The organism is Granulicella mallensis MP5ACTX8, assembly GCF_000178955.2.
In the GTDB taxonomy this organism is placed as follows: Bacteria; Acidobacteriota; Terriglobia; order Terriglobales; family Acidobacteriaceae; genus Granulicella; species Granulicella mallensis.
Genome location: NC_016631.1, coordinates 6,140,010 through 6,165,038, shown reverse-complemented (window position 1 = coordinate 6,165,038; position 25,029 = coordinate 6,140,010). Strand labels below are relative to the sequence as shown.

Annotated in this window: 21 protein-coding genes; 11 read left to right on the top strand and 10 right to left on the bottom strand. The window is 60.6% G+C overall.

Translation table 11 applies throughout. The features are described 5' to 3' along the window. Window positions 1–119: 119 nt before the first annotated feature. The gene (locus ACIX8_RS23940; RefSeq protein WP_014267988.1) at window positions 120–668 is read right to left on the bottom strand and encodes a zinc ribbon domain-containing protein; all 549 of its coding nucleotides are present in this window, start codon (window positions 666–668) and stop codon (window positions 120–122) included. Between the two features lie 3 nt (window positions 669–671). On the opposite strand from ACIX8_RS23940, the gene ACIX8_RS23935 reads away from it, so the two are divergent. After that, window positions 672–3,278, top strand: a complete 2,607-nt coding sequence (locus ACIX8_RS23935; RefSeq protein WP_223295427.1) for an endonuclease MutS2 — start codon at window positions 672–674, stop codon at window positions 3,276–3,278. Window positions 3,279–3,362: 84 nt separating this feature from the next. On the opposite strand, the gene ACIX8_RS23930 is transcribed toward ACIX8_RS23935, so the two are convergent. Next, window positions 3,363–3,854: a hypothetical protein gene (locus tag ACIX8_RS23930; protein WP_014267986.1), complete on the bottom strand. Its 492-nt coding sequence runs from the start codon at window positions 3,852–3,854 to the stop codon at window positions 3,363–3,365. A 119-nt stretch (window positions 3,855–3,973) separates the two neighbouring features. Further along, window positions 3,974–5,020 (bottom strand): VWA domain-containing protein, encoded by a 1,047-nt coding sequence (locus ACIX8_RS23925; RefSeq protein ID WP_014267985.1) that lies wholly within the window; start codon window positions 5,018–5,020, stop codon window positions 3,974–3,976. A 291-nt stretch (window positions 5,021–5,311) separates the two neighbouring features. Between ACIX8_RS23925 and ACIX8_RS23920 the strand changes: the two genes are divergently transcribed. The 3 genes from ACIX8_RS23920 (at window position 5,312) to ACIX8_RS23910 (ending at window position 9,003) form a co-directional block, all read left to right on the top strand. Then, a complete protein-coding gene (locus ACIX8_RS23920) occupies window positions 5,312–7,447 on the top strand; it encodes a radical SAM protein (protein ID WP_044177441.1) in 2,136 nt (711 codons plus the stop codon). A 109-nt stretch (window positions 7,448–7,556) separates the two neighbouring features. Beyond that, a complete protein-coding gene (locus tag ACIX8_RS23915) occupies window positions 7,557–8,324 on the top strand; it encodes a bestrophin-like domain (protein WP_014267983.1) in 768 nt (255 codons plus the stop codon). Window positions 8,325–8,451: 127 nt separating this feature from the next. Then, a complete protein-coding gene (locus ACIX8_RS23910) occupies window positions 8,452–9,003 on the top strand; it encodes an outer membrane beta-barrel protein (RefSeq protein ID WP_014267982.1) in 552 nt (183 codons plus the stop codon). 252 nt (window positions 9,004–9,255) lie between these two features. Here the strand turns inward: ACIX8_RS23910 and ACIX8_RS23905 are convergent, their stop codons facing one another. From ACIX8_RS23905 to ACIX8_RS23875, 6 genes are all read right to left on the bottom strand, one after another. Then, window positions 9,256–11,907 (bottom strand): glycoside hydrolase family 3 C-terminal domain-containing protein, encoded by a 2,652-nt coding sequence (locus ACIX8_RS23905; protein WP_014267981.1) that lies wholly within the window; start codon window positions 11,905–11,907, stop codon window positions 9,256–9,258. A gap of 724 nt (window positions 11,908–12,631) precedes the next feature. Then, window positions 12,632–14,797, bottom strand: a complete 2,166-nt coding sequence (locus ACIX8_RS23900) for a gluzincin family metallopeptidase (RefSeq protein WP_014267980.1) — start codon at window positions 14,795–14,797, stop codon at window positions 12,632–12,634. A gap of 13 nt (window positions 14,798–14,810) precedes the next feature. Beyond that, complete coding sequence (gene rlmB / locus ACIX8_RS23895) at window positions 14,811–15,614, bottom strand: 23S rRNA (guanosine(2251)-2'-O)-methyltransferase RlmB (RefSeq protein ID WP_014267979.1); 804 nt, start codon at window positions 15,612–15,614, stop codon at window positions 14,811–14,813. Window positions 15,615–15,704: 90 nt separating this feature from the next. Next, on the bottom strand, window positions 15,705–16,214 hold the full coding sequence (locus tag ACIX8_RS23890) for an alpha/beta fold hydrolase (RefSeq protein WP_083836754.1): 510 nt from the start codon (window positions 16,212–16,214) through the stop codon (window positions 15,705–15,707). Continuing rightward, a complete protein-coding gene (locus ACIX8_RS23885) occupies window positions 16,211–16,567 on the bottom strand; it encodes an alpha/beta fold hydrolase (RefSeq protein WP_014267977.1) in 357 nt (118 codons plus the stop codon). Before ACIX8_RS23885 ends, ACIX8_RS23890 begins: the two co-directional genes overlap by 4 nt. A gap of 1,131 nt (window positions 16,568–17,698) precedes the next feature. Continuing rightward, window positions 17,699–19,093, bottom strand: a complete 1,395-nt coding sequence (locus ACIX8_RS23875; RefSeq protein WP_014267975.1) for a protein kinase domain-containing protein — start codon at window positions 19,091–19,093, stop codon at window positions 17,699–17,701. A gap of 484 nt (window positions 19,094–19,577) precedes the next feature. Between ACIX8_RS23875 and ACIX8_RS23870 the strand changes: the two genes are divergently transcribed. The 3 genes from ACIX8_RS23870 to ACIX8_RS23860 all read left to right on the top strand — a co-directional run bounded on the left by ACIX8_RS23870 (window position 19,578) and on the right by ACIX8_RS23860 (window position 21,307). Then, the gene (locus tag ACIX8_RS23870; RefSeq protein ID WP_014267974.1) at window positions 19,578–20,117 is read left to right on the top strand and encodes a hypothetical protein; all 540 of its coding nucleotides are present in this window, start codon (window positions 19,578–19,580) and stop codon (window positions 20,115–20,117) included. A gap of 109 nt (window positions 20,118–20,226) precedes the next feature. Then, complete coding sequence (locus tag ACIX8_RS23865) at window positions 20,227–20,562, top strand: PadR family transcriptional regulator (RefSeq protein WP_014267973.1); 336 nt, start codon at window positions 20,227–20,229, stop codon at window positions 20,560–20,562. Beyond that, a complete protein-coding gene (locus ACIX8_RS23860) occupies window positions 20,555–21,307 on the top strand; it encodes a hypothetical protein (RefSeq protein WP_014267972.1) in 753 nt (250 codons plus the stop codon). The genes ACIX8_RS23865 and ACIX8_RS23860 overlap by 8 nt, the downstream gene beginning before the upstream one ends. A gap of 82 nt (window positions 21,308–21,389) precedes the next feature. Here ACIX8_RS23860 and ACIX8_RS23855 read toward each other — a convergent pair whose 3' ends face one another. After that, entirely contained in the window at window positions 21,390–22,208 is an 819-nt protein-coding gene (locus tag ACIX8_RS23855; protein WP_014267971.1) for an alpha/beta hydrolase, read from the bottom strand. A gap of 293 nt (window positions 22,209–22,501) precedes the next feature. Between ACIX8_RS23855 and ACIX8_RS23850 the strand changes: the two genes are divergently transcribed. The 4 genes from ACIX8_RS23850 to ACIX8_RS23835 are packed head-to-tail and all read left to right on the top strand — an operon-like array spanning window position 22,502 to window position 24,961. Then, on the top strand, window positions 22,502–23,137 hold the full coding sequence (locus tag ACIX8_RS23850; protein ID WP_014267970.1) for an RNA polymerase sigma factor: 636 nt from the start codon (window positions 22,502–22,504) through the stop codon (window positions 23,135–23,137). After that, window positions 23,134–23,505: a hypothetical protein gene (locus tag ACIX8_RS23845; protein ID WP_044177426.1), complete on the top strand. Its 372-nt coding sequence runs from the start codon at window positions 23,134–23,136 to the stop codon at window positions 23,503–23,505. The genes ACIX8_RS23850 and ACIX8_RS23845 overlap by 4 nt, the downstream gene beginning before the upstream one ends. Beyond that, the gene (locus ACIX8_RS23840) at window positions 23,502–24,041 is read left to right on the top strand and encodes a zinc ribbon domain-containing protein (RefSeq protein WP_014267968.1); all 540 of its coding nucleotides are present in this window, start codon (window positions 23,502–23,504) and stop codon (window positions 24,039–24,041) included. Before ACIX8_RS23845 ends, ACIX8_RS23840 begins: the two co-directional genes overlap by 4 nt. A gap of 41 nt (window positions 24,042–24,082) precedes the next feature. Then, window positions 24,083–24,961 carry a LytR/AlgR family response regulator transcription factor gene (locus ACIX8_RS23835; RefSeq protein WP_014267967.1) on the top strand — a complete coding sequence of 293 codons (879 nt, stop codon included), beginning with the start codon at window positions 24,083–24,085 and terminating at the stop codon, window positions 24,959–24,961. The last annotated feature ends 68 nt before the right edge of the window (window positions 24,962–25,029 follow it).

Here is a 25,029-nt window from a genome sequence, read left to right as displayed (position 1 = left end):
GGCCTTCGGCAGAGCGGTAAGGGTCTTTCCCCTGCATTTGTGGCAGGGTTGAAACCCTGCCCTTCCGAGTCGTGCCATGGCAGAGTGTTCACACGCTGTCACCATAGCCTTCGCTTCGTTTAGCTTCGCGGTGTCGAACGGGAGATCGCCTCGTACTCCACGCCGCTGGCTCCAGGGGCCAGTACCCATAGCGTGTAGATGCCGAGTGCCGTGCCCAGGAACGGGTGAAACAGCGCCAGAATTCCGAAGATAATGCCGAAGACGCGGCCCCAGGGTTGGCGAGTGATGAGCGCGTAGCCCGTCAGCAGGCAGAGTGCAACCGAAACCATCAACGAGGTGAGCGCAAACGGCCAGAAGGCGGCCATCCAGGCGTTGCTGAAGGGCCCGCTGCCAAACATCCAGCCGGCGTGCGCGTGATGGCCGAACATACCGTGAAGGAAGAGCAGGCCCGCGAGCTTGGTCATGAACCGGACGGCGGCATAGATGAGCCAGAGCGTGCCGAGTGTCTGGATGTGGTTGCCGACGCGACTGTAAGGAAGAGGCGCTCCGTAACCCGAGAAGGGCTGAGTGGGAGAGCCGGGTTGTGACGGAAAGCCTGTCTGGGTGCCGCAGCGGGTGCAAAAACGCGCATCCTGGGCGAGATCGTTTCCACAGGTGGGGCAAAGCATGGGGTGAACCTCCGCGAACCGGCACTTGCGGGCTCGCACAGGATGATCTACGCAATCCACGCGGTTTCAGTTCCGCAAATCACGGCGTCAGCGCTGGGGAACCTCTATCCTAGAGAGGTGGAACTCCTGCCCCAAACTCCGAATCCGTTGTCCGAGATCGGCGCGAAAGCGCTGCAATGGGCCGACCTGCAGCTACAGCTTGCCGAACGCGCCCAGTCGTCGCTGGGGCGGGCCTGCGTTCTGACGCTGCAGCCCTCAGCCGATCTGGCGTGGATCGAACGACAGCAGCAGCGCACCGAAGAGATGCGCCGGTTGGTAGCAGGCGGAGGCGGATTTCAGTTTCGCGGCATCTTCGATCCGTCGGTCACGTTGGACAAGGCTCGCATCGAAGGCTCGGCGCTGGAGCCCGTGGAACTGCTGGCGGCGCTGGAACTGGCGGAACGCGTCGAGGCGTGGCGGCAGGTGCTACTCGCTCCACCGGGCGCGGTACAGGGCAAGTGGCCCGCTATTGAAGAGCTTTCAGCGCCGCTCCTGACGCACGATCTTGGCAACCTTCTGACCTTTTTACGCGGCAAGATCGAGGCCGATGGCAGTTTGAGCGACGACGCCTCGCCGGAGCTGCGGCGCATTCGGCGTGCCATGGAACGACAGCACCGCGCGATTGAAGACAGCCTGCGCCGGGCCCTGTCGAAGCTCTCGGAGAGCGGCAGCACGCAGGACGAACTCATCACCGTGCGTGGCGAGCGCTTCGTGATTCCCGTCAAGGCTGAGTTCAAACGCAAAGTTGGCGGCGTGGTGCATGGGTCGAGTTCGAGCGGGCAGACCGTGTTCGTCGAGCCGATGGAGACCATTGAGCAGAACAACGAGCTGGTACGGCTGCTCGACGAAGAGCAGGCCGAGGTGCACCGGATTCTTGTGGCCATGACTCGCGCGGTAGCGGCACAGGCGCAGGCTCTGCTGCTGGGCGCGGGCGTGCTCGCACAGGCCGATGCCCATCAGGCGGTGGCGCGTTTCGCGGAGTTGCTCGAGTGCGTACGTCCGGCATTCGCTTCCGCAGAGGATGTCAACGCAGAGGACGATGGCTATGAGTTCGAGCTGGCAGCGGCGCGGCATCCTCTGCTGGAGCTGCGGCTGCGTGAGCAGGATGCGGCCATTGTGCCGTTGACGATTGCCCTGCCGCTGGGCATGCGGCAGATGATCGTCAGCGGACCGAATACCGGCGGCAAAACAGTGGCTCTCAAGACGGCGGGACTGCTCGCGCTGATGGCCCAGGCGGGGCTGCCGGTGCCTGCGGCGCGAGCGAAGCTGCCGCTGTTCACGGCGATCTATGCCGACATCGGCGATGCGCAGTCGATCGAGCAGAACCTCTCGACCTTCTCCGCGCACGTGGTGAACGTGAACCGCATCGCTCGCGTGGCTGACGACACTTCGCTGGTCCTGCTCGACGAGCTGGGTTCGGCGACCGATCCCGAGGAGGGCGCGGCACTGGCCGTCGCCGTGGCCGAGCACTTTCTCATGCAGCGCGCGTGGTGCCTCATTACGACGCATCTCACCTCGCTCAAGGTCTATGCGACCAAGCACGAGGGCGTGCTGAATGCGGCGGTAGGTTTTGATGAAGCGCGATTGGCTCCAACCTATGAACTGCGGCTTGGTGTGCCGGGGGCCTCGGCAGGATTAAACATCGCAGCACGGCTGGGGCTCGATCCGGCGATCGTGGCGAATGCCCGTGCTCAGATGACGACGCAGCAGATCGATATCGGTCGCTTTCTCGACGAACTGCACGCACAGCTTGCGGCAGCCAAGGACGAGCGCGAAGGCCTCGCGGAGTTGCAGAAGAAGCTGAATGCGGAGCGTCTGAAGCTTGCCACCGAAGGCCGCGCGGAGCAGCAGGCGCGAACGCGTGAGCTGGAGCGGCAGCTGAAGTCGCTGATCGAGGACTTCGAGTCCCAGCTTCGCGATACGGTGAAGGCCATCGACGACAAGACCGTCGCGCAGAAGATCGCTCGCGACTCGGCGTTGCGGATTGCTCAGTTGCGGCGCGAGTTTTCGGCGCAGTTTCAATCGACGGTGGCCACGCACACCAGCGAGAACGATCCCGCCAGCCAGAAGAAGACGGCGGACCGCCAGCGCGAGCCCGGAGTGGGCGATCTCGTGCGGCTGAAGTCCCTGGGCCGCGAGGGGCGTGTGGCGCGGGTGATTGATGCCAAGACGCTGGAGGTCACGGTCGGCGCGATGAAGATGCGCGTGCCACGCACCGATGTGGCGGAGGTGGTCGCCGTCGCGAAGGAGACTCCGGTGCAGGGTGCGCGCAGACGTGGCGGCGTCACGGTCTCCACCTCGACCGGTTCGGACGACGCGGAGTACATGACATCGGAGATCAACGTGATCGGTCGCACCGCCGACGAGGCCGAGAGCGAGGTCGAGCGGTTTGTGGAGCGTGCCTTCCTGGCCGGACTGCCGAGTATCCGCGTAGTGCACGGCGTCGGCATGGGGATTTTGCGGCGAACGCTGCGGACGTTTCTAAAGAACCATCCGCATGTGGTCTCGGTGACGGAGCCGCCTTATAACGAGGGCGGTCAGGGTGCGACGCTGGTGGAGCTAAGGCAGTGATGGAACAGACACCCTGCCTTAGCCTAGACTCATTGCTTTGAAGGGGCGGGGCTGAAGCCCCGGCCCCTTCAAAGTAAAAACTTTTTAATTCTTAGCCCTCGTTGGACGCATCGCCTCAAAGTACACCCCACAAGCGCTGACAACAATGCGCCCAGGCCCCACCAGTAGTACTGAGTCCCCAGGTACCTCGGTCGAAGCTCCGGTAATGTCGGCATCCTCGTGCTGCAGATCCACCTCCAGCACCTTCGGCGAATGAATGCCGAGCTGTTCGAAGTCCGCACCGGCGTTCTCCTTGCGGAACTCCCTGTCCGTCACCTGGCGCGTGTTGATGTCTTCAAGCGGCACCTGGCCGCCGCGCCAGCGCATGGCATTGGCGCGATATGTCAACGTAGAACCGACGAGGGGACGCGCCTGTTCGTCGCTCCAGCAGGCTGTGTTCTTTGTGGGCAGCACTCGTGTAATTCGCCAGGTGCCAGCCAGTTGCGAAGGCAGCGGTTCGGAGGAAGTTGTAGCGGCCATCGTCGTCGCTACCAGGGCGATGCATGCAGCAGTTCTGGCAGTCGTACCCCAAGGCATGAAAAGCGTCTCTCCCGTAGCTGCGGTTGTTTTGCAGCGTTTTCTGTACAGATTAAGGATTCAGATGCGGGAAGACAATGAGAGCGTTGGTTGCGGAGGCGGCCGGAAACCTGCTGGCTTCACTTCGCAGGTTCCATGTCATTGGCCCAGTACGATTCGCGGTGGCGAACCGTCGCCGAGGGATAGTCGGGAATCTTCACGCTGAGATTGTGCAGGCCCGGTGCTGCTGCACTGCTTCCCGAAGCGTCTGCCGGGAATCTGGGCACAAAGCTCAACAGATAGTAGTTGTGGACGTGATTGGCCAGCGTGTTCAGGCTGCGATCGAAGCCGTGCTGCGTGGTGAAATTGATGTATTCGCCGCCCGAAAGGCCGGCAAACTCCTTCGGAGCGTTCGTGCGCGCGGCCTCGACCGCCATCACCACCAGGGCAAGCCAATTGGTGGTGGCGCCTGGCGGGGGACCATGCTCCCCCTCATCGATCAGTTGTGATTTGGCTGGGGAGAACGACACCGTGTCCACCACGGTATTGGTGCGTCCCAGCGCACGGATCACGTCCATGGGTTTGGTCTCGCTGCCGTGGTCGCGGGTTTCGCTGATGAGCAGGATGACACGGCGGCCGGGTGTCTTGCGACTATCGAGCAGGGTGTTGGCGTAGTCGACGGCATCGAAGATCGTGTCTTCGTCATCGCTGCACGGTGCCAGTCTGTTCAAGGCCCTCTCTCGTGCGGCGGGGTCGCGGGTGAAACCCGAAAGCAGCTCTTCGCCGGTGCCGAACTGCACGACGGCGGTGTCGGTCGGGGCTCCTCCGACCAGCGCCGAGACCATTGTCGCTACCCCGCGCAGCTTCGGGAACTCACGCTCCGCGGAACGCGAGCACTGCACCACGACGACGAGCGAAAGGGGGCGGGCATCGTTCCCTGCATCTTCCAGCCGAACGTCCTGGTGGATGCCGTTATCTTTGGTGAGGAACTGCGAGGCCTTGAGCCCGTAGACCATATCGCCCTTGCCGGTCTCGACGGTGGTCGGCACGAGCACAAGCTGCGACTGCACCTGCAGGGTTGGAGCCGGTAACTGATTCTGGTTTACCGGCTGATTCTGGTCTGCGGTCTGGGCCTGCAGGCCGAGCGAAATACCGAGAGACAGGAGGCTGGCAATCCGGTAGCGCATGGAACCAGTGTAAGGCGGTTGTCCGGCTGGGTCGGAATCGGGCGTTTTTGGGGTATCCGCTGGGGCTGGGGTTGTCCCCGTTCGCTGCAAAATATCGCCATTCGCTGTTTTCCCGAGGACTTCCTTAGGAGCCTTCACTAGGCTGGACGGTACAGGGGAACCGTGTCTTTGATTTCTAAGGCAGGAAACCCGCAAAGTACTTCTCGGATCATGGGTTAGCGGTATAGGCTTAGAGATGACATGGTCGCCGCAAGAATGGCTGTGGCGAACCCTCAGGAGACATTAAAAGTTATGGCAAAGGCAACGAAGCTCTTTGAAAAAGGCGTGGTGCTCACCGCTAAGGCTGGCTGGAGCGTGTTCAACAAGCTGAATTCGATCAGCCCCAACAAGAGCTTTACTCCCAAGTGGAGCGATAAGCCCCTGCTGAAGTCCTACCAGAAGGAAAAGCCGCCCCTCGGCTGGCCCCGTACCACTGATTCCCTCTGCCCCAAGTGCGTTCCCGAGATTCGCCAGCAGATCGTGGACGGCAAGCTGCCCCACGAGATCCTGCTCAACGAGAAGGTCGGCGAGATCAAGGCGCAGATCATCGAGCGCGACGGCAAGATCCTGATGGTCAAGGATTGCCCGATCCACGGCCACTTTGAAGACGTCATGTCGATCGACACGGCCTTCTTCAAGCACCTCGAAGAGGTCTTCCCGGGCCGCGACATCCGCGCCCACAACGATGAGAAGCTGCACAACCACGGCACCTCGACCGTCACCCATGGCCGCGGTTCGGTTCTCACCATCGATCTCACCAACCGCTGCAACATGATGTGCGATCCCTGCTTCATGGACGCCAACCAGGTCGGCTTCGTCCACGAGCTCACATGGGACGAGATCAAGACCATGCTGGACAACGCGGTCACGATCAAGCCCAAGCGCCAGATGTCGGTTCAGTTCTCGGGCGGCGAGCCCACACTGAGCCCCTACTTCCTCGACGCGGTCGCTTATGCCCGCAAGGTCGGCTACACCTCGGTGCAGGCTGCGACCAACGGCATCGAGTTCGCGAAGTCCAAGGAGTTCTCAAAGGCTGCCGCTGAAGCAGGTCTTCGCTATGCGTACCTGCAGTTCGACGGTATCGGCAATGCGGCGAACTCGCACCGCAAGGTCGGCAACTCGTTCGACGTGAAGCTCCAGGCGATCCACAACCTGCACGAGGCCGGTGTGGATATCGTCCCCGTCACCTGCATCATCAACGGCATCAACAACGAGCAGGTTGGCCGCATCATCGAGTTCGCTCTCGACAACCCCAAGAAGATCAACTTCCTCAGCTTCCAGCCGGTCTCGTTCACGGGCCGCGATGAAGAGGTTTCGGACGAGCGCCGTATGGCGCAGCGTTACACGCTCAGCCATCTCGCACACGACGTCAAGAACCAGACCGGTCTCGGCGAGCCTGTTCGCGACTGGTTCCCCATCAGCTTCATGTCGACCTTCAGCGATTGGGCCGATCTGGTGCACGGACCGAACCACGACTGGGGCCAGCTCTCCTGTGGCTGCCACCCGAACTGCGGTATCGGCATGGCGCTGATGATCGATAAGGAAACCAAGGAAGCTGTGCCCGTCACGGCCTTCCTGAACGCCGACCGTCTGGCCAAGGACATCGCGCGCGTCAACGACGCGGCTCGCGGCAAGTACCTGACCATGGTTGGCGCTGCCCTCGCGCTCATCCGTAACTACGAGCCGAAGAACGCTCCCACCCATTTCAGCATCTTCTCGCTGCTGACCAAGTTCGATAAGTGCTTTGGCGCGACCGGCCGCAACTACGGCAAGGTCACCGCCGACCGCACCCAGGCGGACATCGAGAAGCGCCGCGCCGATCGCTGGAACTTCCTCTTCATCGCCGGCATGTGGTTCCAGGACCTCTTCAACTACGACTTCCGCCGCACCGAGCAGTGCATCATCCCGTACGCGACGCAGGAAGGCGAGATCAGCTTCTGCGCGTACAACACGGGTGTGGGCTGGCGCAACATCATCGAGAAGATGCACATGACCTCGTCGCTCACCAAGTGGTATGAGGAGCACGGTCGTCACGAGATCTTCGCGGGCGGCAAGAAGGTTGGCCTCGAGAAGGAATCGAAGTATGACCTCGTCCTCAACCAGGAGCATGTTGATTCGGCTGCGAACGATACCTTCGACAAGAGTGGTATCGCCAAGAACGCGCGCGAAGAAAAGATCCGCGCACGCGACGCGAAGCTGAAGCAGGATGCCGAGAACGCTCGCATGGCCAAGCTGTATCGCAAGGAGATCCTCCAGGAGGCGGAAGCTCCCGCAGGCTTTGTAGCGATCGGCGAGATCGGCGGCTTGGGCGGCATCAAGCCCGCGGCTCCCGTCACCAGCAAGGCTGAGGTCGTCAACAACATCGAAGAGACCGTAGCCGGCGACTAGTTCGCTGGATGCGCTTCGCGCAACAAGCAATGAGAAAGGCCACCCGCAGGGGTGGCCTTTCTCATTGCCGCTGACCTGCTCGAAGCGTTGACGGTTGTACACTGCGGCCATGCTGACTCTGCTGGACCATCCTCTTCTCTTCTGTCCCTTTGTCATTCTCTTTCTGTTCCTCGGGAGCCTGTTGGGTGCCTGGGTTCGCGTTCGGAGAGCGGAGGTTGTTGCGCGGGATGCGGGGTCTTTCAAGGCGCTCGAAGGAGCGGTGCTGGGGCTGTTTGCCCTGTTGCTGGGCTTCAGCTTTGCGATGGCGGTCAACCGCTACGACCTCCGCAGGCAGTTGGAGGTGGAAGAGGCCAATGCCATCGGCACTACCTGGCTGCGCACCGATACGCTGCTGGAACCTGCACGCACGGCCGAGCGACAGCTGCTTCAGCAGTACGTGCCTGTGCGCCTGAACTTTGTTGCTGCCGGAACGGATGCCCAGGCGATACAGCGCAGCCTCACCCAAAGCGGTGAGCTGCAGGCGCAGATTTGGAAGATCGCAGCCGGGGATGCGTCGGCTCGCCGTGATCCCATTAGCGCGCTTTTTGTCTCATCGCTCAACGACATGATCGATGTCACGGAGAAGCGCACCGCCGCGCTGGAGAATCGCATTCCCTTCCTGGCGTGGGCCATTTTGCTGTTCATGGCCTTTGTTTCCAGCGCGCTGATTGGAATCAGCATTACGTCACGGTCGAAGAGGCTGCTCGCGATTTTGCCTATCGTTGTCGGCGTTGTTTTTGCACTCATCCTCGATCTCGACAGTTCGCGCTCGGGGTTCATTCGTGTTCATCAGAACAGCATGATGCGGGTTGCAGCGCAGATCGCTTCTTCGCGGTAGAGGACGCGGGTAAATCCCTGTCGCAGGGTCTTGAACAACCAGGTACCTCTTTGGTTTCCCTGCGCGACTTTTCCTGATTACACCGCGTTAACCTAACATTGGCGTATCTCGCCACGGGGGCCCTGCCATGAGCACTTTCATCACAAAACATTGCCTATGGCTCTGCCTGCTGTGCGTTGCACTGACGTCTGCGGCCGCGAAGGCGCAGCAGTATGGACTTTACGCGATGGGCAGCCTCGGCCATATTGGCGGCGTCGATATCGCCAGCAATCCCAATGGGACGACGACTACCGGAAGCCTGACCGCGGGCGGCGGTACCTTTGGGCTCTATGACAACTTTGCGCGTGTCGGCCCGCTGAACTTTGGCGGCGATGTGCGTTATGAGACGCAGTCGTCCGGCAGCGGCCATCTTCATGAAGGGCTTGTGGGAGTGCGGCTGGCGCTGCGTTCTCCCCTCCTTCAGCCCTATGCGCAGGCTGAGATCGGTGGTGGCGGCACGAACTACGGCTTCAACACGGGCAGCTTCGCCAGCCAGTTTCAGTTTGGAGCCGACTATACCCTGATTCCACATGTCTCGCTGCGCGGCGAGTACGGAATCGGGCGCCTGAGCGCGGTATTTCATTCCAACGCTCAGACGGTGCAGCAGTTCGGCCTTGGCCTGGTGGTGCGGCTGCCTTAAGTAGTGTCTGAAATACCGACGAACCACGTATTTGCTTTTCTTGTTGTCATTCCCGCAGGGAATCTGCTGCTTGTTCGTACCCTGGCTGCTCTTCCCAGGGGGCGAGAGGGACAGGGCATGATTCGAACGGTTTCTCTCTGGCGACGCCTCGCAAGCTATCAGTGCTGGGCCGGCAGACAGCAGATTCCCTGCGGGAATGACAACAAGAAAAACAACAACAAGACAACACAAGCAACTTGCTAAAGAACGACCTTACCGCGGTAACTCCCGCACGCCCTCGACCGTGAACTGAGCCGAAAGATCCTTGCCGGCACTTGGCTGGCCTCCACCGACAGTGACGGAATACACCCCTGCCCGCACGGCGCGTATGCCCTTCTCATCCACCTCGGACAACTGGCGCGGATCGAGCGTAAAGCTCACATGTTTGCTCTGTCCGGGAAGAAGATGGACATGCTCAAAGCCCTCCAGGGACCGCAGAGGATAGACACCATTCTGCGGAGGTGTCAGATATAGCTCTGCGACCTCATCGCCTGCGAGCGTGCTGGTGTTCTTTACATCTGCTTCCACGCGTAGCGTGTCCCCGGCATCGAGACGCTCCTTGCTCAGATGCGCATTGGAGTAGCTGAAGGTCGAGTAGCTCAGGCCATACCCAAACTCATACAACGGCTTGCCCTTGAAGTAACGATAGGTGCGGTTCGCCATTGCGTAATCGGTGAAGGGCGGCAGGTCGTTCACGCTGCGATAAAAGGTAACCGGCAAGCGTCCGCTGGGATTGTTCTTGCCACTCAGTGTCTCTGCAATCGCCTGCGCTCCAGCCTGTCCTGGGTACCATGCTTCAAGGATGGCGTCGGCATGTTCCTGGGCCCAGTTCACGGCCAGCGCCGAGCCATTGAGCAGCACCACGACCAGCGGCTTGCCGCTTGCCTTGGCGGCTTCCAGCAGTTGCTGCTGCGCGGCAGGCAGAACGAGATCGGTGCGGTCGCCGCCGGAGAAGCCTGGGATGTGCACGTCCATCTCCTCGCCTTCCAGCTCAGGAGACAGCCCAACGAAGGCGACGACGGCATCTGCCTGCTTCACCGCTTCCATCGCCTGGGCGCGTAAGGGCTCGACCGGTGGAGTCCATCGCAGCGAAAGCTCTCCGCCGAAGAGCTCTGCCTTATGCGAGTACGTCATTTCAATCGCGTGTGGCCGGGTATCGTCGAAGTGCAGCTTGACCGCTGAAGAGCCCATGTCTTTGCCGTCGAATTTAAGCGTGACCTTCTCCACGGCATCGCCATTCCAAAAGTGCGTGATATGTGGAGCGACGAGGTAGTCGCCGGGTACAGGCACCTGCAACGTGCCGCGCCAGCGCACCGAGAAGGCCTTCATGCTGACCGAGGGGACAGGCGATGATCCATCCCAGTCGAAGTCGATCTGGCGATCTACGCGCGTGAACGCAGGCGTGCCTTGCAGGCTGTCGTTGTTGAAGTACTCGGCCTTCAGGCCTTGCTCCTGCGAGTCCTGCGCGGTACGAAACTGCGTTCTTGGAATCACCAGCGCGACGCCCTCGGCATAGGGAGATCCCTGCGCATACAGCACCTTCGCGTCCCTGAATTCACGGGCGATACCATCGACCTGCATCACGGGGTTCTTCGGGATCGCGTTGTAGTTGCCTTCGAGGGAGATCAGCGAGGAGGCGTTGGGCCCGATCACCGCGATGGTCTTCACACGCGCATCCAGCGGCAGTGTGTGATGCTCGTTCTTCAGCAGCACTACCGCTTCGCGCGCGGCCTGCAGGGCCAGCTCGGTATGCGAGGAGGACATGTTTTCCGTGATGGGCATGGAGGCGTACTTTACCTGAGACGGAGGATCGAAGAGGCCCAGCTTGAATCGCGCGAGAAACAGGCGGCGCAGCGGAACATCGAGCTCGCTCTCCTGGATCATTCCTTTGCGTACGGCGCTGGCGAGGTTCCGATAGGTGCCGCCGCAATTGGTGTCGGTGCCGGCGCGAATGCCGTCGACCGATGCCTGTTCCGCATCCTTGGAGTAGTGATGCCCGTCCTTCTCGAAGAAGTTGTCGATCGCGCCGCAGTCGGAGGTGACAAACCCCTTGAAGGCCCAGTCCTTCCGGAGGACCTCGTCCAGCAGCAGATCACTGGCGCACGCCGGCTTACCTTCGATGGCGTTGTACGCGCACATGATGCTGCCGGCCTTGCCTTCGACGATCGTGGCGCGGAACGCGGGAAGGTACGTGTCCCATAGATCGTGCGGGCTCGGGTCGGCGTTGAAACGATGACGCTCGCTCTCCGGGCCGCTGTGCACGGCGAAGTGCTTTGGCGTGCCGATTGCGCGGTAGTAGTTGGGGTCGTCGCCCTGCAGACCCTCGACGAATGCGGTCCCGAGCCGAGCGGTCAGGAAGGGGTCTTCCCCGTAGGTCTCCTGTCCGCGTCCCCAGCGAGGATCGCGAAAGATGTTGATGTTCGGCGACCAGATCGTCAGCCCATAGAAGATGGAGCGCAGGTCGTGCGCAACAGCATCGTTGTACTTGGCGCGTGCCTCCGTGGAGATGACCTCGCCGATCTGGTGAAGCAGCGGCTCATCGAAGGTGGCCGCCATGCCCACGGCCTGAGGGAACAGCGTCGCATAGCCGGAGCGTGCGATACCGTGAAGGCCTTCGCTCCAGAAGTCATAGGCCGGAACGCCGAGCCGTGGAATCCCCGGCGCACTGGTGACCAATTGCGCGGCCTTCTCATCGAGCGTCAGGCGTCCCACCAGGTCGGCTGCCCGCTGCTCTGCGGGCAATGTTGTGTCCTGGTAAGGCAGTAGAGGAGTCCTGGTTCCGGCAGGCGACGGACTTTGTGCTGAAGCGGAGAAGCCGCCTATCAAGAATGCCAATGCCGCTGCGTGCACAACTTTTCGATTCACTGAAATGTACCGTCCTTACTTCTCTGTCGCAAAGAGCGATTGCGCGATGCTGCCTGGTTTACCACGCAGTCTTCCGGGGCTTTAATCCGAAGATAATTCTTAGCACACAACTAAACGCGCTGTCGTCCCCGCGTAACGGTGCAGAATACGCTTACCGCAAAAATATTAGTAATATGCAAGGGGAAACGAAGAGAAAAGGTCAGTGCTTTTTTTGATAGCTCGAATGGAATATATATATTTCGTGACGCGAATATAAATCTCTCCGCGATGCAGGCGTGATTGTTTCCTTAAAGCTCCGATTTACGGATCTTCATTGCCCCGTTCACAAGGAGAGATTCCGGGGTTGTCCGCGTGGGCTACAGCGGCTTTTGGCCTGGTAGGCCGCTTCGCTGTGTCTTTGCTTTTCTGGTTGTCATTCCGAGCGTAGCGAGGAACCTGCTGTCTCCCGCTCTTTGATTGCACTGCCCATAAAATAACTGGGCATGAACTGGATGGCTGAGTTCGTGCTGCCGCATAAGCTTTGTGGCAACACGAACGAAAAACGGGAGACAGCAGGTTCGCTCGCTACGCTCGGAATGACAACCAGAAAGGCAAGAGCAAGAAGCAACCGACGCCTATCCGATTTCGGAACGGCTCTACTCTGCGCTCAAGCTAAAGATCGGGATTTTCTCCGCATCCAGCCCGTCCCCTCTTTCTGCCAGCGAAATGTGAATCCGAAATCGCTCTACTGAGCGTGGACGACAACATCGCGGCGGTGCAGCGACGTACGGAGTTCAGGCGTGCTGCCGTCGTTCACCCAGACCTCGGTGGGCGGAGCTTCCACCAGGACGCGCGCTGTTGCATCGGCAAATCCCGCCACCCGCACTTGAGAGGTCGTACTGTAGGTCCCGGAGCGGATCGTGACAGGGATTTGGACACCGGCAGCGCCATCGTTATGTATGGTGACAGCCACCAGCCAGCCCGCACTGTGGCCCTGGCCCGCCGGCAGCAGCCGCGGTGTTACGTCGGTGATCGCGAGATCGGGCAGGCCGCGATCGTGCAGCACCCAGTCGTCGAAGAACCAGCGCAGGTCGATCGGGCCTTTCGGGGTCTTCTCCAGCAGCGCTTCGAAGGCGCGCACGTCCTGCTCGGGCGTCGTGTTCCCCGGAGTGCGTGTGCGCCACGCTTGCAGCGCGGCCTGCAGCGGCTTGTCGCCGACGATGCCGCGCAGCATCCACCAGACCGCTGCGGCCTTGCGGCGGAAGTAGAGTTCGGAGGTTGCCGAGACCAACGGCTCGCCAATCGGAGCGGGTTCATTGGGCTCGATGCCCGGTTCGGCGATCGACACCGGCTGCATCAGGGTGGTCAGTTGTGCGATGGCGGCATCGCGACCCTGCTCGTGCTCGATCCACAACAGGCTGAAAAACTGTGCCAGGCCCTCATCCATCCACGGCTGGCCGGTCTGCACCCACGCGTGGGTAAGGCTATGTGCCAGCGCCGGAGAGGCCGTTGAAGCGGCCAGCGCGGAGATGGGAGCGACCAGCAGCGGGCCATCCTCGAACGGCTGCCCGGGGTTATCGAGGATCGTCAGGGACGATAGCGGTTTCGGCCCGAACCACTCTTCCAGCAGCGGAGCGATGTGCTGTGCCGAGGCAGCGAGCGGTGGCAGAGAGCCGTCATCGTTGCTCTCGACCGCGAGCAGCGAGTCGCCTGGGCCGTTGCTCGCAGCAATGGCATTGGAACTTGCCGGGCCAGGAGCCCCGGCGGAATTCGATGATGAGCTCGATGACGAGCTTGAAGAGGAACTGGAGGACGAGCTGGAGTCGGCATCGGGCGTCGTTGCCGGAGCCGATGCTGAGTCGGAGGGCTCTGTCAGCGAAGCCGTCATTGTCTCCGCATGGGCGACCTGGAACAGGCTGGGCATGCGGAAGCCCAGGGGTTCAGCGGCAAAGTCCGCCGTTGCAATGCCCGTGCCTGCAGCAGTGGGAGTGTCGGCGCTGTCGCTCAAGGCATGGAAGGCCTGACGGCGTCCGCAGAAGTAGGCTGCGACGGGCGGCTCGCCGGTGTACTCGACGGACAGCCGCAGATGGATCGTTGCGGCCGATTCCCGCAGCTTCATGCGGCCGACGGCGTTGAAGAGCTGCGCCCCATCGCCGAGAAAGAGCTGGGGCGAGGCGACGGGATACCAGAGCACGTTGCCGAAGCCGCGCAACGCGATGGTCGAGGTGGAGATGGCGTCCCAGTCGGTGGAGAGAGCCTGCTCGTGCGTTGCGCCAATGCGTTCCAGGCGGCCGCCGCTGGCCTCGACCGTTCCGGAATAGACCGTGTTCAAGGTGATCGATTTGCCGGGAGCGAGCGGGGCAGGCAGGGTGATAATCACCTCCTGCGCCTTACCGGTGTGATCGGCGTCGGTATCGATCAGATGCTGGGCCAGTTCGAGCTTCTGGTTGCCGGTATTCGAGATCAACGTAGCGCCGAGCCAGTTGAGAGTCGAGGAGATCTGGAGCGCGAGGCGCGTCAGGGGCTTGTCGCCGTCGTTGCGAAGCGTGAGGCCTGCGCGAACGGTCAGCGACGAGCTCGCCGGAACGAGGCGTGCGTCGAGATCGTAGGCTGTAAAGGTGATGGCCGAGCGTTCGATATCGGTCAGCTCCGGCCCGGCAGGCTTCTCCTCGGGCTTGGCGAGAACGGTGCGCCCGTTGGCCTCGGATTCAGGTGTCGCGTCCGGAGGCGTGCCGTGGCTCTGGAAGAGGACCTCGCCCTTGGGGGGAGGGGGCTGAGCCGGGGCGGTCGTGTCCTGCGTGGCGGGCGGTGGTGCAGGGGTGGTTGTTTGCGCGCAGGTGGTGCCGGCAAGGCCCAGACCAGCCAGCGCAAGCGTCGCCGCCAAAGCGCGTGGCAGTCGTTTCAAACTCAAAGTCAATGACTCCTCACGATCCCAAACCTTTACGAGGCTTCTGTGTTTTGGACGCAGCCGGGGCCTGAACCGCACCGGAGCGGCGCTGACGCATCGCCTCGTACATGACGACCGCGCCGGCTACGGACACGTTCAACGATGAGACGCTGCCCGCCATCGGGATGCGCAGCAGGTGGTCGCAGGTGCGCTTTACCAGCTCGTGCAGGCCGGAGCCCTCGCTGCCCAGAACGAGGCAGCAGTCTTGGCGAAAGTCGAAGTCGGTGTAGTCGGGGGTTCCGCGCTCGTCGAGGCCGACGATCCAGACGTTGTGCTTCTTCATCGTCTCCAGCGCGCGCGTGATGTTGACCACCTGCGCGATGCGCACGTGTTCGGAGGCTCCCGCCGAGCTCTTGGCTACGGTTGCGCTCAAGGGCGCGGACCGCCGCTCCGGCACGATGACGCCGTCGATCCCGGAACCATCCGCCGAACGTAATAGTGCGCCGAGGTTGTGCGGGTCCTCAACGCCGTCGAGCGCGAGGAAGAACCGGAATCCGGTGGGTCCGGGGGGCGCGTTCAGAAGGTCTTCGAGCGCGAGAAACTTGCGCTCCCGAAGGAAGGCGACGATGCCCTGGTGGGCGTCGGTCTTGGCGTGGCGGGTGAGCTGGTCGCGCGACTCGGTGTTGACGCGGATGCCTGCGGCCCGGCAGAGATCGAGGACCGCGTCCAGACGGGCATCGCGGCGGGCCTCTCGCTCGCGGGCGACGCTTACATGGTCAAGTTGCCGCATGCCCGCGCGAATGGCCTCTTCCACCGGGTGCAGGCCGTAGAGAACGTCCATCTGTTTAGTTTACCGGGTGGAGAGAGAAAACTGGAGCGGTACGAAACTGTTACAAAGCGCACACGGAACGATTTCGACTGAAAAGTCGCGTTATCGGCAACCTCGCGCATCAAGGCGAACGAGCCATTCCCCGATCAATCTCGCACACTCTTCCGGCGCCTCCTCAGCCAGCAGATGACCCATCCCCGCCAACGTCACGCGCTCGCCAACTTCAAGATGCTCTTCCAGCTCCGCTGCACTGGCGATTGGGACGACCGGGTCTTCATCTCCCCAGATCAAAAGAGTTGGAATGGCGATTGCAGCCTTTTTCAAGGCTTCACGCAGACCATCCATATCCTCGTCCCACGTCTTCAGTATTTCGAGCACTCGGCGCAGAGTGTTGCGATTGCGCAGCACCCTGAGATGAGGGCGCAAATGCTGCATCCTGATACGGTTCTTCGACCCCGCAGCCTCGTTGTACGCGCGTAGAATCATCCAGCTTGGAGCGAGTGGAATACTCAATGCAAGCATGCGGCCAGGCTGTCGAAGATAGAAGTTCACAACGCGGCTTCTATAGCCACCAAAAGGATGCGCCGGAGACAGCAGTACCAGCCCCTTCAACGCCGTTGCAGCCGTCGCCGCAAGGCGAGCGCTCCGCCATGTGAATGCCCGATAAGAACGGGTTGCACCAGACCAATATTCTTCATGAAATCGTGGATCAGCCCAGTAAGACTTGCCTGATGAACATCCAGCTTTTTCTCCTCATCGGTAGGCTGTGCCGAAAGGAGGTCGATCGCCACAATCCGACGGTCGGGCGGCAGCCCGGCAATTAGCTCCGTCAGCGTTTCCGCGGTAGCCAGCAACGCATGAAGCAACAGGATCGGCGATGCATCTTGTCCTCCGATTGCTTCCCGCTCGATGTAGGCCAGGCGAACGCCTCTGATGACCACGTGGCAGTACTGGTGACGCATCATCGCCCGATTGCCCGTGACAGGTCCTTCATACTCGCAAGCATAGCGAAAAACGGAGCTTCCTCGAAAGTCGTGTTTGCGGCAAGTTCGACGTCGACGTCTCCTGTAACCCCGTTTCCACGAACTTTGCGGGTTCGGGTGAAAAAAGCAAGATAATCACATCTGTGTCCCTACCGACAGTTTCGACTCAGTCTGTGCTCAACGGCTCATCCTACGAAGAAGACTGGCGCCTGTATTATGCCCAACGTCAGAACATCATGCGACGTTTTGCTGAATGCGCTGCCGGAGCCGCTATCTCAGCCCTGATCCTTGTGATCGTTCCAGACTCAACTCAAGAGCGACATCCCATAATGATGAATGTGTTGGGCGCAATTGGAGCGTTTTTCTTGTTGGCTACTGCCTTCCAATGGTTCAGATTCATGTGGACACTTGGAGGCTGGATTTGTCCCCGCTGTCGGGAACCTTTCTTTCATTCAACATTAGTGCGAAACCCGTTTGGCCGTCACTGTCGTCATTGCAATCTTCGGAGATTGAAAAGCTCCGAGATCGTTCACGGGCTGCACAGTTAGACCACTTCCTCGAAGTCACATTTTCGGCAAGTTCGACCATATTGCTTGCCTATGACACCCTGTCTCGGGAGTCTGATATAGCTTGGATAACCCGCAGGGGATATAAGCAGAGGATTATCAAGCGAATGATCGCGTTCGGACCCGTAGCAGAAGCAGCGAAGGGCGGCCACAGTAGCCCCACATTTGATCTTTGCGCTGGCTTTGCGGTTCTAGCTTTGACGTGGGTCGGTTACTGGAGGCAGGGAGCCGACCGCAGAATCAGTATCTGGGTGGCTCTAGGTGTCAGCGCGATCTGTGCTGTCTTCATTTGCTCCGGACTCTATGCACTCTTGCAATAGCGTATTCCCTGCAAAGTCACGTTTTCGGCAACTTCGGTCCGGTTATTTCCGCCAACGCCGCTTTACACTCACAGTCGGGTTTAGATCGGCAAACCATTGTTCTGCGAAACACTGCACTGGGCCGGGAACAGCTTTAGATAGCATGGCGCCGACGCTTCACCTGGTGCCGCGTCGCCGGTTCCATGCAGGTGATCGAGTTACCTCTGCACTGTGCAAGAAAAGGCGGGTTAGCGGCTGTAGTTCTGCGCGTACGTGTCGTGCGGTAGCCCCAGGGAACGAGAGTGGCGGGCAAGGGCGTAGGCGGCGTCCCGGTCCATGCTCTTGCCGATGGAAACCAGGAATGGAGCATGCCCGCTGGGGGTAAAGACCTCCGGCTCCAGTTCAGGATGGCTATGTGCCAAGTCGGAGACCTTCTTTTCCGCGTCTGTCCTGCGGTTGTAGGTGAAGGTGATCACGCGCCAATCGGCGCGGGAGCCAGCTGATTCGGGGAGGCTCGCGGGCGGCAAATCCGCCGTGACTGGCTTGGGAGCAGGGCTGGCTGCGGTCTGTTCCGCTGATTGTGCAGTTGGCTGCGAAACGGCTGGTTGCGAAACGGTAGCAGCCTGCTGGGCTTTGTTCCGATGGTGTGCCAGTCCCCATAAGGAAAGAAGCAGGAGGATAGCAACAATGCCGGCGCCGAGCCAGGGGGAGCGCAGCGAGAAGTTCTTATCGTCGCTCTGAGTAGCTTTGGGGTCCCATGCATCTTTGCGGGTGGTTGCGCGGGCCGATCCAGCGTTCCGGTCCTCCTTGAGGAGAGGGAGAGGAAGCTGTGCCTCTGGCAGCACGGACTGCCTGGCGGCAGCACCCGCGGTACCTGGAGCCTTCTGCTCGGCCACGGCTGTCGCTGCCGGAACCGCATTCTCCGATTTCGGGGCTGTAGGCTGGGCTGCAGGTTGATTCGAACCAAACTGGCGTTCGAGAACGGTCCTTATGTTCTCCAGCCCCCATGTGCCATCGAGTCCGTTGCGGACGATCTGGCCGAACGGCGGAGGCAGGGCGGAATCGGGAATGCCCTCGACCGACTTCCGTTGAGTCAGTGCCTGGAGGAGCACGGTTGCGAGATCGCGCACGTCGCGCTGCTTCGCGACGCGGCCTTCCTCTCCCTCCGGCGCTTCGCGGATGCAGTCGCTGCGTAGTTTGACTGCGTTGCCCAAGGCAAAGATATTGCTCGGCTTGATGTGCTCGTGAATGAAGCCATGGGTGTGCAGCACATCGAGCGCTGCCACCAGACTGGATGCCAGCTGCGCCACATCCTTGACCGTCAGGTGGCCCTGGTCGAGGACCTCGGCAAGATTCGTGTCCACCTTCTCCAAAACGGCATAGACGACCGGGCGGCCATCGAGCTCGGTCTGGCCGAAGCGCTCGAACTTGAGGAAGTTTGGATGGTTCAACGCCTCCACGCAGCGCCAACGGGCAAGAATCTCCTCCTCATCGAAGTGGCACTCGATGAGGCGCAGCACGGTTGGCTCGCCGGTGAGCCCGGCGGTGGTGTAGAACGCGCTGCGGCCCTCGGGCATCAGCAGTTTTTTCAAGGGGAAAACGCCGTCTATCGTGACGCCTTCATAGTCGGTCCATAGCTGCATATATAAGGTCCTGCATGGGGAGTGGGATAAGGCCAAAATGCCGCAAGGGCGAAGTTACACAGGCAGGCGAGGGAGTCGCTGGTGCTTACACAGCAACTCTTATTGTCTTAGTCATTATCGCAAACAAAGGCGTGGATTTGCTGGTAGGCATTCCTGCTTAGATGCAGGAGCAGGCCGTAGGGAAGTCCATTCAGCTAGCTTTATGGGTCGGAAGAGAAAGTCGGGCCGCACGAGACGGTTACGAAGCTCTTGGATGGGCGTCTGCGATGAATCGCTGCAATCATCTGGAAAAACTTTGTAACCGAACCTACTAGTAGGTAGTCATATGAAGTATGAGCGGTAGTATTGCAGAGCGAATGATGGATGTGGCCCATTGACTCCTGGCTGAGCGCGGAGTCAGGGCCGACCGGTTCGCGAGTTCACAAAGCATTTTTTGATTTATAAACCTACCAACTAGAAGGTAGCCAAGGGAAAGGACATCAACATGACGACTCAAACTCCACAGGCGACGCAAGGCTTGCGCAACCTCTACTTCACTCGAACTGCTGTTCAACTTGTATGGGCAGTTTCCGTGATCGCCGTTGCGGTAAAGAATCCAGCGGCTGGCGCAACCCTCCTGATTTTGTATCCCCTTTGGGATGTCGCATGCACCCTCTATGACCTGAAGACCTCTCCGGAATCTGATTCCGCAACGACACGATACGTGAATGCTGTGTTGGGAACCCTCACGGCGATCGGGATCGGCCTCACCGTCTACTCTCATCCCGCATATGCCGTGGCCACCTTTGGCGTGTGGGCGCTTCTCGCCGGGCTTCTGCAGCTTGTCGTAGGCATTCTCCGCAGAAAACTCCTGGGTGGACAATGGGCCATGATCCTGAGCGGCGTTCAATCGACAGCCGCAGGTATCGCCTTTGTGCTCGGTGGACTTAGTGGCAAGTTTCAGATCAAGGATTTAGGCGGGTACGCCATCTTCGGCGCGATCTACTTCCTGGTCGGGGGAATTCTGCTAAGCCGCAAGCGTTGAAACACGCCATCCCGGTGGGGGCTGAAGAGTCCCGCCGGGGGAGACCGCGGCCCCGAGACTGTGAGATTTTTCTTGACACTCCATCCATAACAACTACAAAGTAGTTGTTATGGATCACACCGTCTCCCTTGGCGAATTCGAGCAACTCATTCTTCTCGCCGTCCTCCGCCTCGGAAACGACGCCTATGGCGTTAGTATCCGCAACGAAATCCTCGTTTGCACCCGCCGCGAAGTCTCTCCCGGAGCGCTCTACACCACGCTCGACCGCCTCGAGCGCAAAGGGATGGTCGCCTCGACCACAGGTAAGCCGACCCCCGAACGCGGCGGCCGCGCCAAACGCTTCTACAAGGCCACCCCCTCCGGCACGCGGCAACTCGCTACCGCGCAGCGCGCATTTCAACAGATGCTAAACGGCCTCGAACTCATCGGAGAACATCATGGATAACGCAAGCCCCGTCCTCTCGATCGCGGAATGGACTCTCGCTGCAGTGTCCTCAAAAGAGCGTGCCGCCGAGGTCGTCGGTGACCATCTCGAACAGCATGGAAGCATCTTCTCGCTCTGGCTTTCGATCCTCCGCATCGCCTTCGCCAGGCAGTGGCGCTGGCTCATCGCACTCCCCGCTGCTGGCCTCGCAGGGGCGCCGGCGCTCGCACCCTACACGACGATGTGGGTCGCGAAGGATTTCGCGAAAGGATTCGCAGAGGGCTTTGCCGGCAGTCCGCAAACCCAGGTGTCCAACAGCCTCTCGCAGCCCATGGATATGGCGCTGACGGGCCTGGTCCTCGCCAGTGTGGCGGTGTGCCTCTGGAGCGTATCAGCGCTGGCCCTCTTGCGCTACGGTCTGCGCAGCCCGATCGCCCGCCTCAGCGGAGTGCTGGCCACGCTCTTCACCCTTGGCTCGTGCTGCATGGGGGGGCACCATGTTCTGGCGTTTGTCCTGCCGGTACTGGCCGTCGTTGTCGCTCTCGCGTTAGTCGACTCACAGGGCCGCCGCGTTCTCGGCTGCATCACCTTGGCAGGCACTGCGTTCTGGGGCGCATTTCTGTTGATCGCCACAACGCTCGCGCGCATCGTCCTGATAGGCGGCGCAAGAGAAGCGAATGCTGTTGCGCTCACCGGCTACACCCTCTGCCTTCTCGCCGAGGCTTGCGTCCTTGCCCAATCCCGCCGCTGGCTTCGGCTGGCGTAGCACAGCGAAATAAAGCTCGCGGCAGATTGTTCCGTCATCTCACCCGGCCAGGTTTGTTTTTGCGAGCAAGCGAATGGTGCGGCTATAGGTTTTTCTGAAGGAAGAGGAACGTGGCGTCCATATTCGCCTGGAACCACTGGGGCTGCTTCACATAGGAGTGAGGTCCCTGTTCTGCGATGAAAGTGGTGATAGGTCCATGCGCCTGCTTGTAGGCGGCTACAAAGTTGACGAACTGCGAGTAGGGAACGTCTTTGTCGGCATTTCCATGCCCGATGAATATCGGTGGGAGCTTACCGCTCAAGTTGAACTGCGGAGAAGCCTGCAAGCAAAGAGTGTGCTGTTCCAGGCAGGAGCCGCCGAGGTAAGCGTTGATCGACTCGTCTTTCTCAGAGAATGTCGTAAGGTCCAGGTCCGAGCTGTAGAGGATCGCTGCCTTTACGCTTGAGCTGAACTCCCGGAACTCACCTATTCCCTCGTAGCGCTGGTCGCCTGCTGTTAAGGCAACTAGCGCTGCCAGTTCGCCTCCGGCAGAGACTCCTGCCACGGCAATACGATTTGGATCGACGTGGTACTGCGCTGCATGCGCACGAAGCCACCGCACGGCTGCTTTGCACTCACCAAGTGCAGTGGGGAATCGGGCTCCAGGGCTCAGGTCGTAGTCAATATACATTGCAACATAACCGTGCTCCGGGAAAGGCTTCATGAGCACGTCTGGCCAGTCTCGGGTCCCTCCTATCCAGCCCCCTCCATGGATAAAGATGATGGCCGGAGCTAGGGCAGTGCTCTTCGGAAGGAGGAGGTCGGCAAGCAGAGGGGCGGACTTACCTTGTGCATACTGGACCCCGTCCACACGCGAAAAGCTCCCTATAGAGGGGATCTCGGAATTCTGCTGTGCTTGCATCATTGTCCCGCAGAGAAGAAGAAGAGCAAGAACACACCGCATCACACCACCCCCAACGTCATGCTATGACAAGCAGATCGTTAGCAGTATCTGCCCCAGTCCCTTGTTACGGATTCATAACGTCAAGCCGGCCTCTCATCAGTAAAGCCGTCCGGCAGAATGACGAGAAAAGCAAGTGCAAAAGCCAGGGTAAAGAGGAAAGCCAGGGAGTGCGAACCGAAAAGGCGCATATTTTGTGCAACAACCGAGACTTTTCCTTATAAACTGGCGTCCATACTGAGGTGAGAACATCCGTGGTCTTGACGGTCGAAGCGGCGAAGCAGGTGGAGCGTGAAAACGCCGCCATTGCGCGCGGGCTCAAGCGCCAGGACCCCGAGCTTCTCGACCAGCTCATCGAGACCTACCAGCACCGCCTGATGCGCTACCTGATGTTCCTTACAGGCAAGCGCGAGGTCGCCGAAGACCTCTTCCAGGAGGTCTGGATCCGTGTGCTGAGGCGCGGCGCGCAGTACAACGGCAAGGCCCGCTTCGATACCTGGATCTTCACCATAGCGCGCAATCTGGTCATCGATCTGTCGCGCAAGCGCACCATGGCCAGCCTGGACGAGATGCGGGACGGCGGCGAAGACGAGCGTCCCTTTGAGATCGTGCAGGAAGGGCCATCGCCCCTGGAGCAGTTCCAGTACCGTGAGAATGCAGCCGAACTTGCGACCGTGATGCTGACGCTCGAGCCCAGCTACCGCGAAGTTCTGACACTGCGCTTTCATGAGGAGATGTCTCTCGAAGAGATCGCTACAGTAACGCATGCACCGCTTTCGACGGTGAAGTCGCGTCTGTATCGTGGTTTGGCCTCGCTTAAGCCGCAACTGCTCAGTCTCCGCGCCGAACGCCATGCGGCCGAGGCCAGGGCATTGGAGGTGAAGGCGTGAGCGCTCCTCAAGACTTCAAAGATGTAACGAGGCAGACGGGACCCATGAACTTCACGGCCCGCGCTTCGGTGGTAAACCGCACGCACCGCGTGGTGCGCGAGCAGGCGCTGGTCATGCGGGAGCAAAAGCAGCGTTCGCGCAGCCTGTGGGTTCCGCTGGGCATCTTCTCGATGCTGCTGATGGGGCTCTGCTACGCCGTATGGGCTGTACTCGAGGGTTACGACGAGCTGACTCCGAATGGTGTTCCCGATGCCAGCGATCAGTTGTTCCTGCTACTGTTGTGGTCGCTGCCGGTGACGGCCGTGCTGCTGGGCCTGGTATGGTTTCAGCGTGAACGCAGCCAGTCCAACAGTGAGGTGACGCGATGACCCAGTGGGTGACATCACAACAGGGCGACTCCTCCTCGAGCGGGGACCAGGAATTGATGATGATCCCGCGGTGGTCGATGGTGCTTGCCATCGCCCTGTTTGTGGGAATGCAGTACATCTTCCACGAGGTCATGCCGCACCACAAGCATGAGCTCCTGCCGATGCGCCTGATGGCGGGTTACTGGTGGGGTGCACTGGTCGCCAGCTATGCCCTGCTGCTCGGCTATGTGAGCCGCGACGTCAAGCGCCGCGGCATGTCCGCGGGCCTGTGGATGCTGGTGTGCGTGGTTCTGCCCGGCGGCATCGGTTCGGTGGTGTACTTCATGCTGCGGCAGCCGATCCTGTCGCGCTGCCCGCACTGCGCCACGGCGATGGAGGGCAGCTATCACTTCTGCCCGCAGTGCCAGTTCCAGATGGCCCCGGTGTGCGGGGTGTGCCATCGCGGAGTGAAGATCACCGATGTCTACTGCACGCAGTGCGGACACGACCTGGCCGAGGATTCCGTTCCGGCGCGGTTGAGGTCGTATAGCGACTAGTCAACAACAAAGATCTCTGGTCTAAAGACTAGAATGCCGTAATGGCAAGTCCGCTCACCGCCCTGATCATCGACGACGAACCGCTGGCCCGGCAGGAGCTGCAATATCTGCTGGAGGCCGCGGGCGAGGTCTCGGTGCTGGCCCAGGGAAGCAACGGCATCGAAGCCGTGAGCCTTATCCGGACGCATAAACCTGATGTGATCTTCCTCGATGTCCGCATGCCGGGGCTCGACGGCTTTGCCGTGCTCAAGAAGGTGCTGGCGCTCGACCGCAAGTTCCACATGCCGCAGGTCGTCTTTGCGACAGCGTTCGACCAGTACGCGGTAAAGGCGTTCGAGGTGAACGCGGTCGACTACCTGCTGAAACCCTTCGACGCCAAACGCGTGGTGAAGACGCTGGAGAAGGTGCGCGCGCGCCTGGCATCCGATGGGCCGAGCAGTGAGGCAGTGGCCTCCCAGAGTAGCAATGGCGCTGAGTTCGGCTCGGATGCAGCAGCCAAGCTGGATGCCCTGCTGCGCATGGTGGAGGAGCAGGCGGCACAGGCTTCGGGACTCTCCGCACAGGGAGCGCACAATTTGGCGAAATCGGGCAAGGTGGTGGTGAGGGCACAGAACCGTCTGCTGCTCGCCGATCAGAAGGATGTGTGCTTCGCTGCGATCGAGGACGGCAGGATCTCGGTGGTGACCAAAACGGTGGAGGGCGATTCGAACTGCCGAACGCTCGAAGAGTTGATGGATCAGCTTGACCCGGAACAGTTCTGGCGCGCGCACCGGTCGTTCGTGGTGAACATCCAGCACATCCGCGAGGTCGTGCCGTGGTTCAAGTCGTCGTATCAACTCCGTATGGACGACCGCAAGCAGACCGAGATCCCGGTGAGCCGCTCGCAGACCAAGCGGTTGCGGGAGCTGTTCAACTTGTAGCTTGTGTTGGGCTATGTGCAGCAACAAAGCTGATATCCGTGCTGAGACTTGTGATGAGGGCCTAGCGT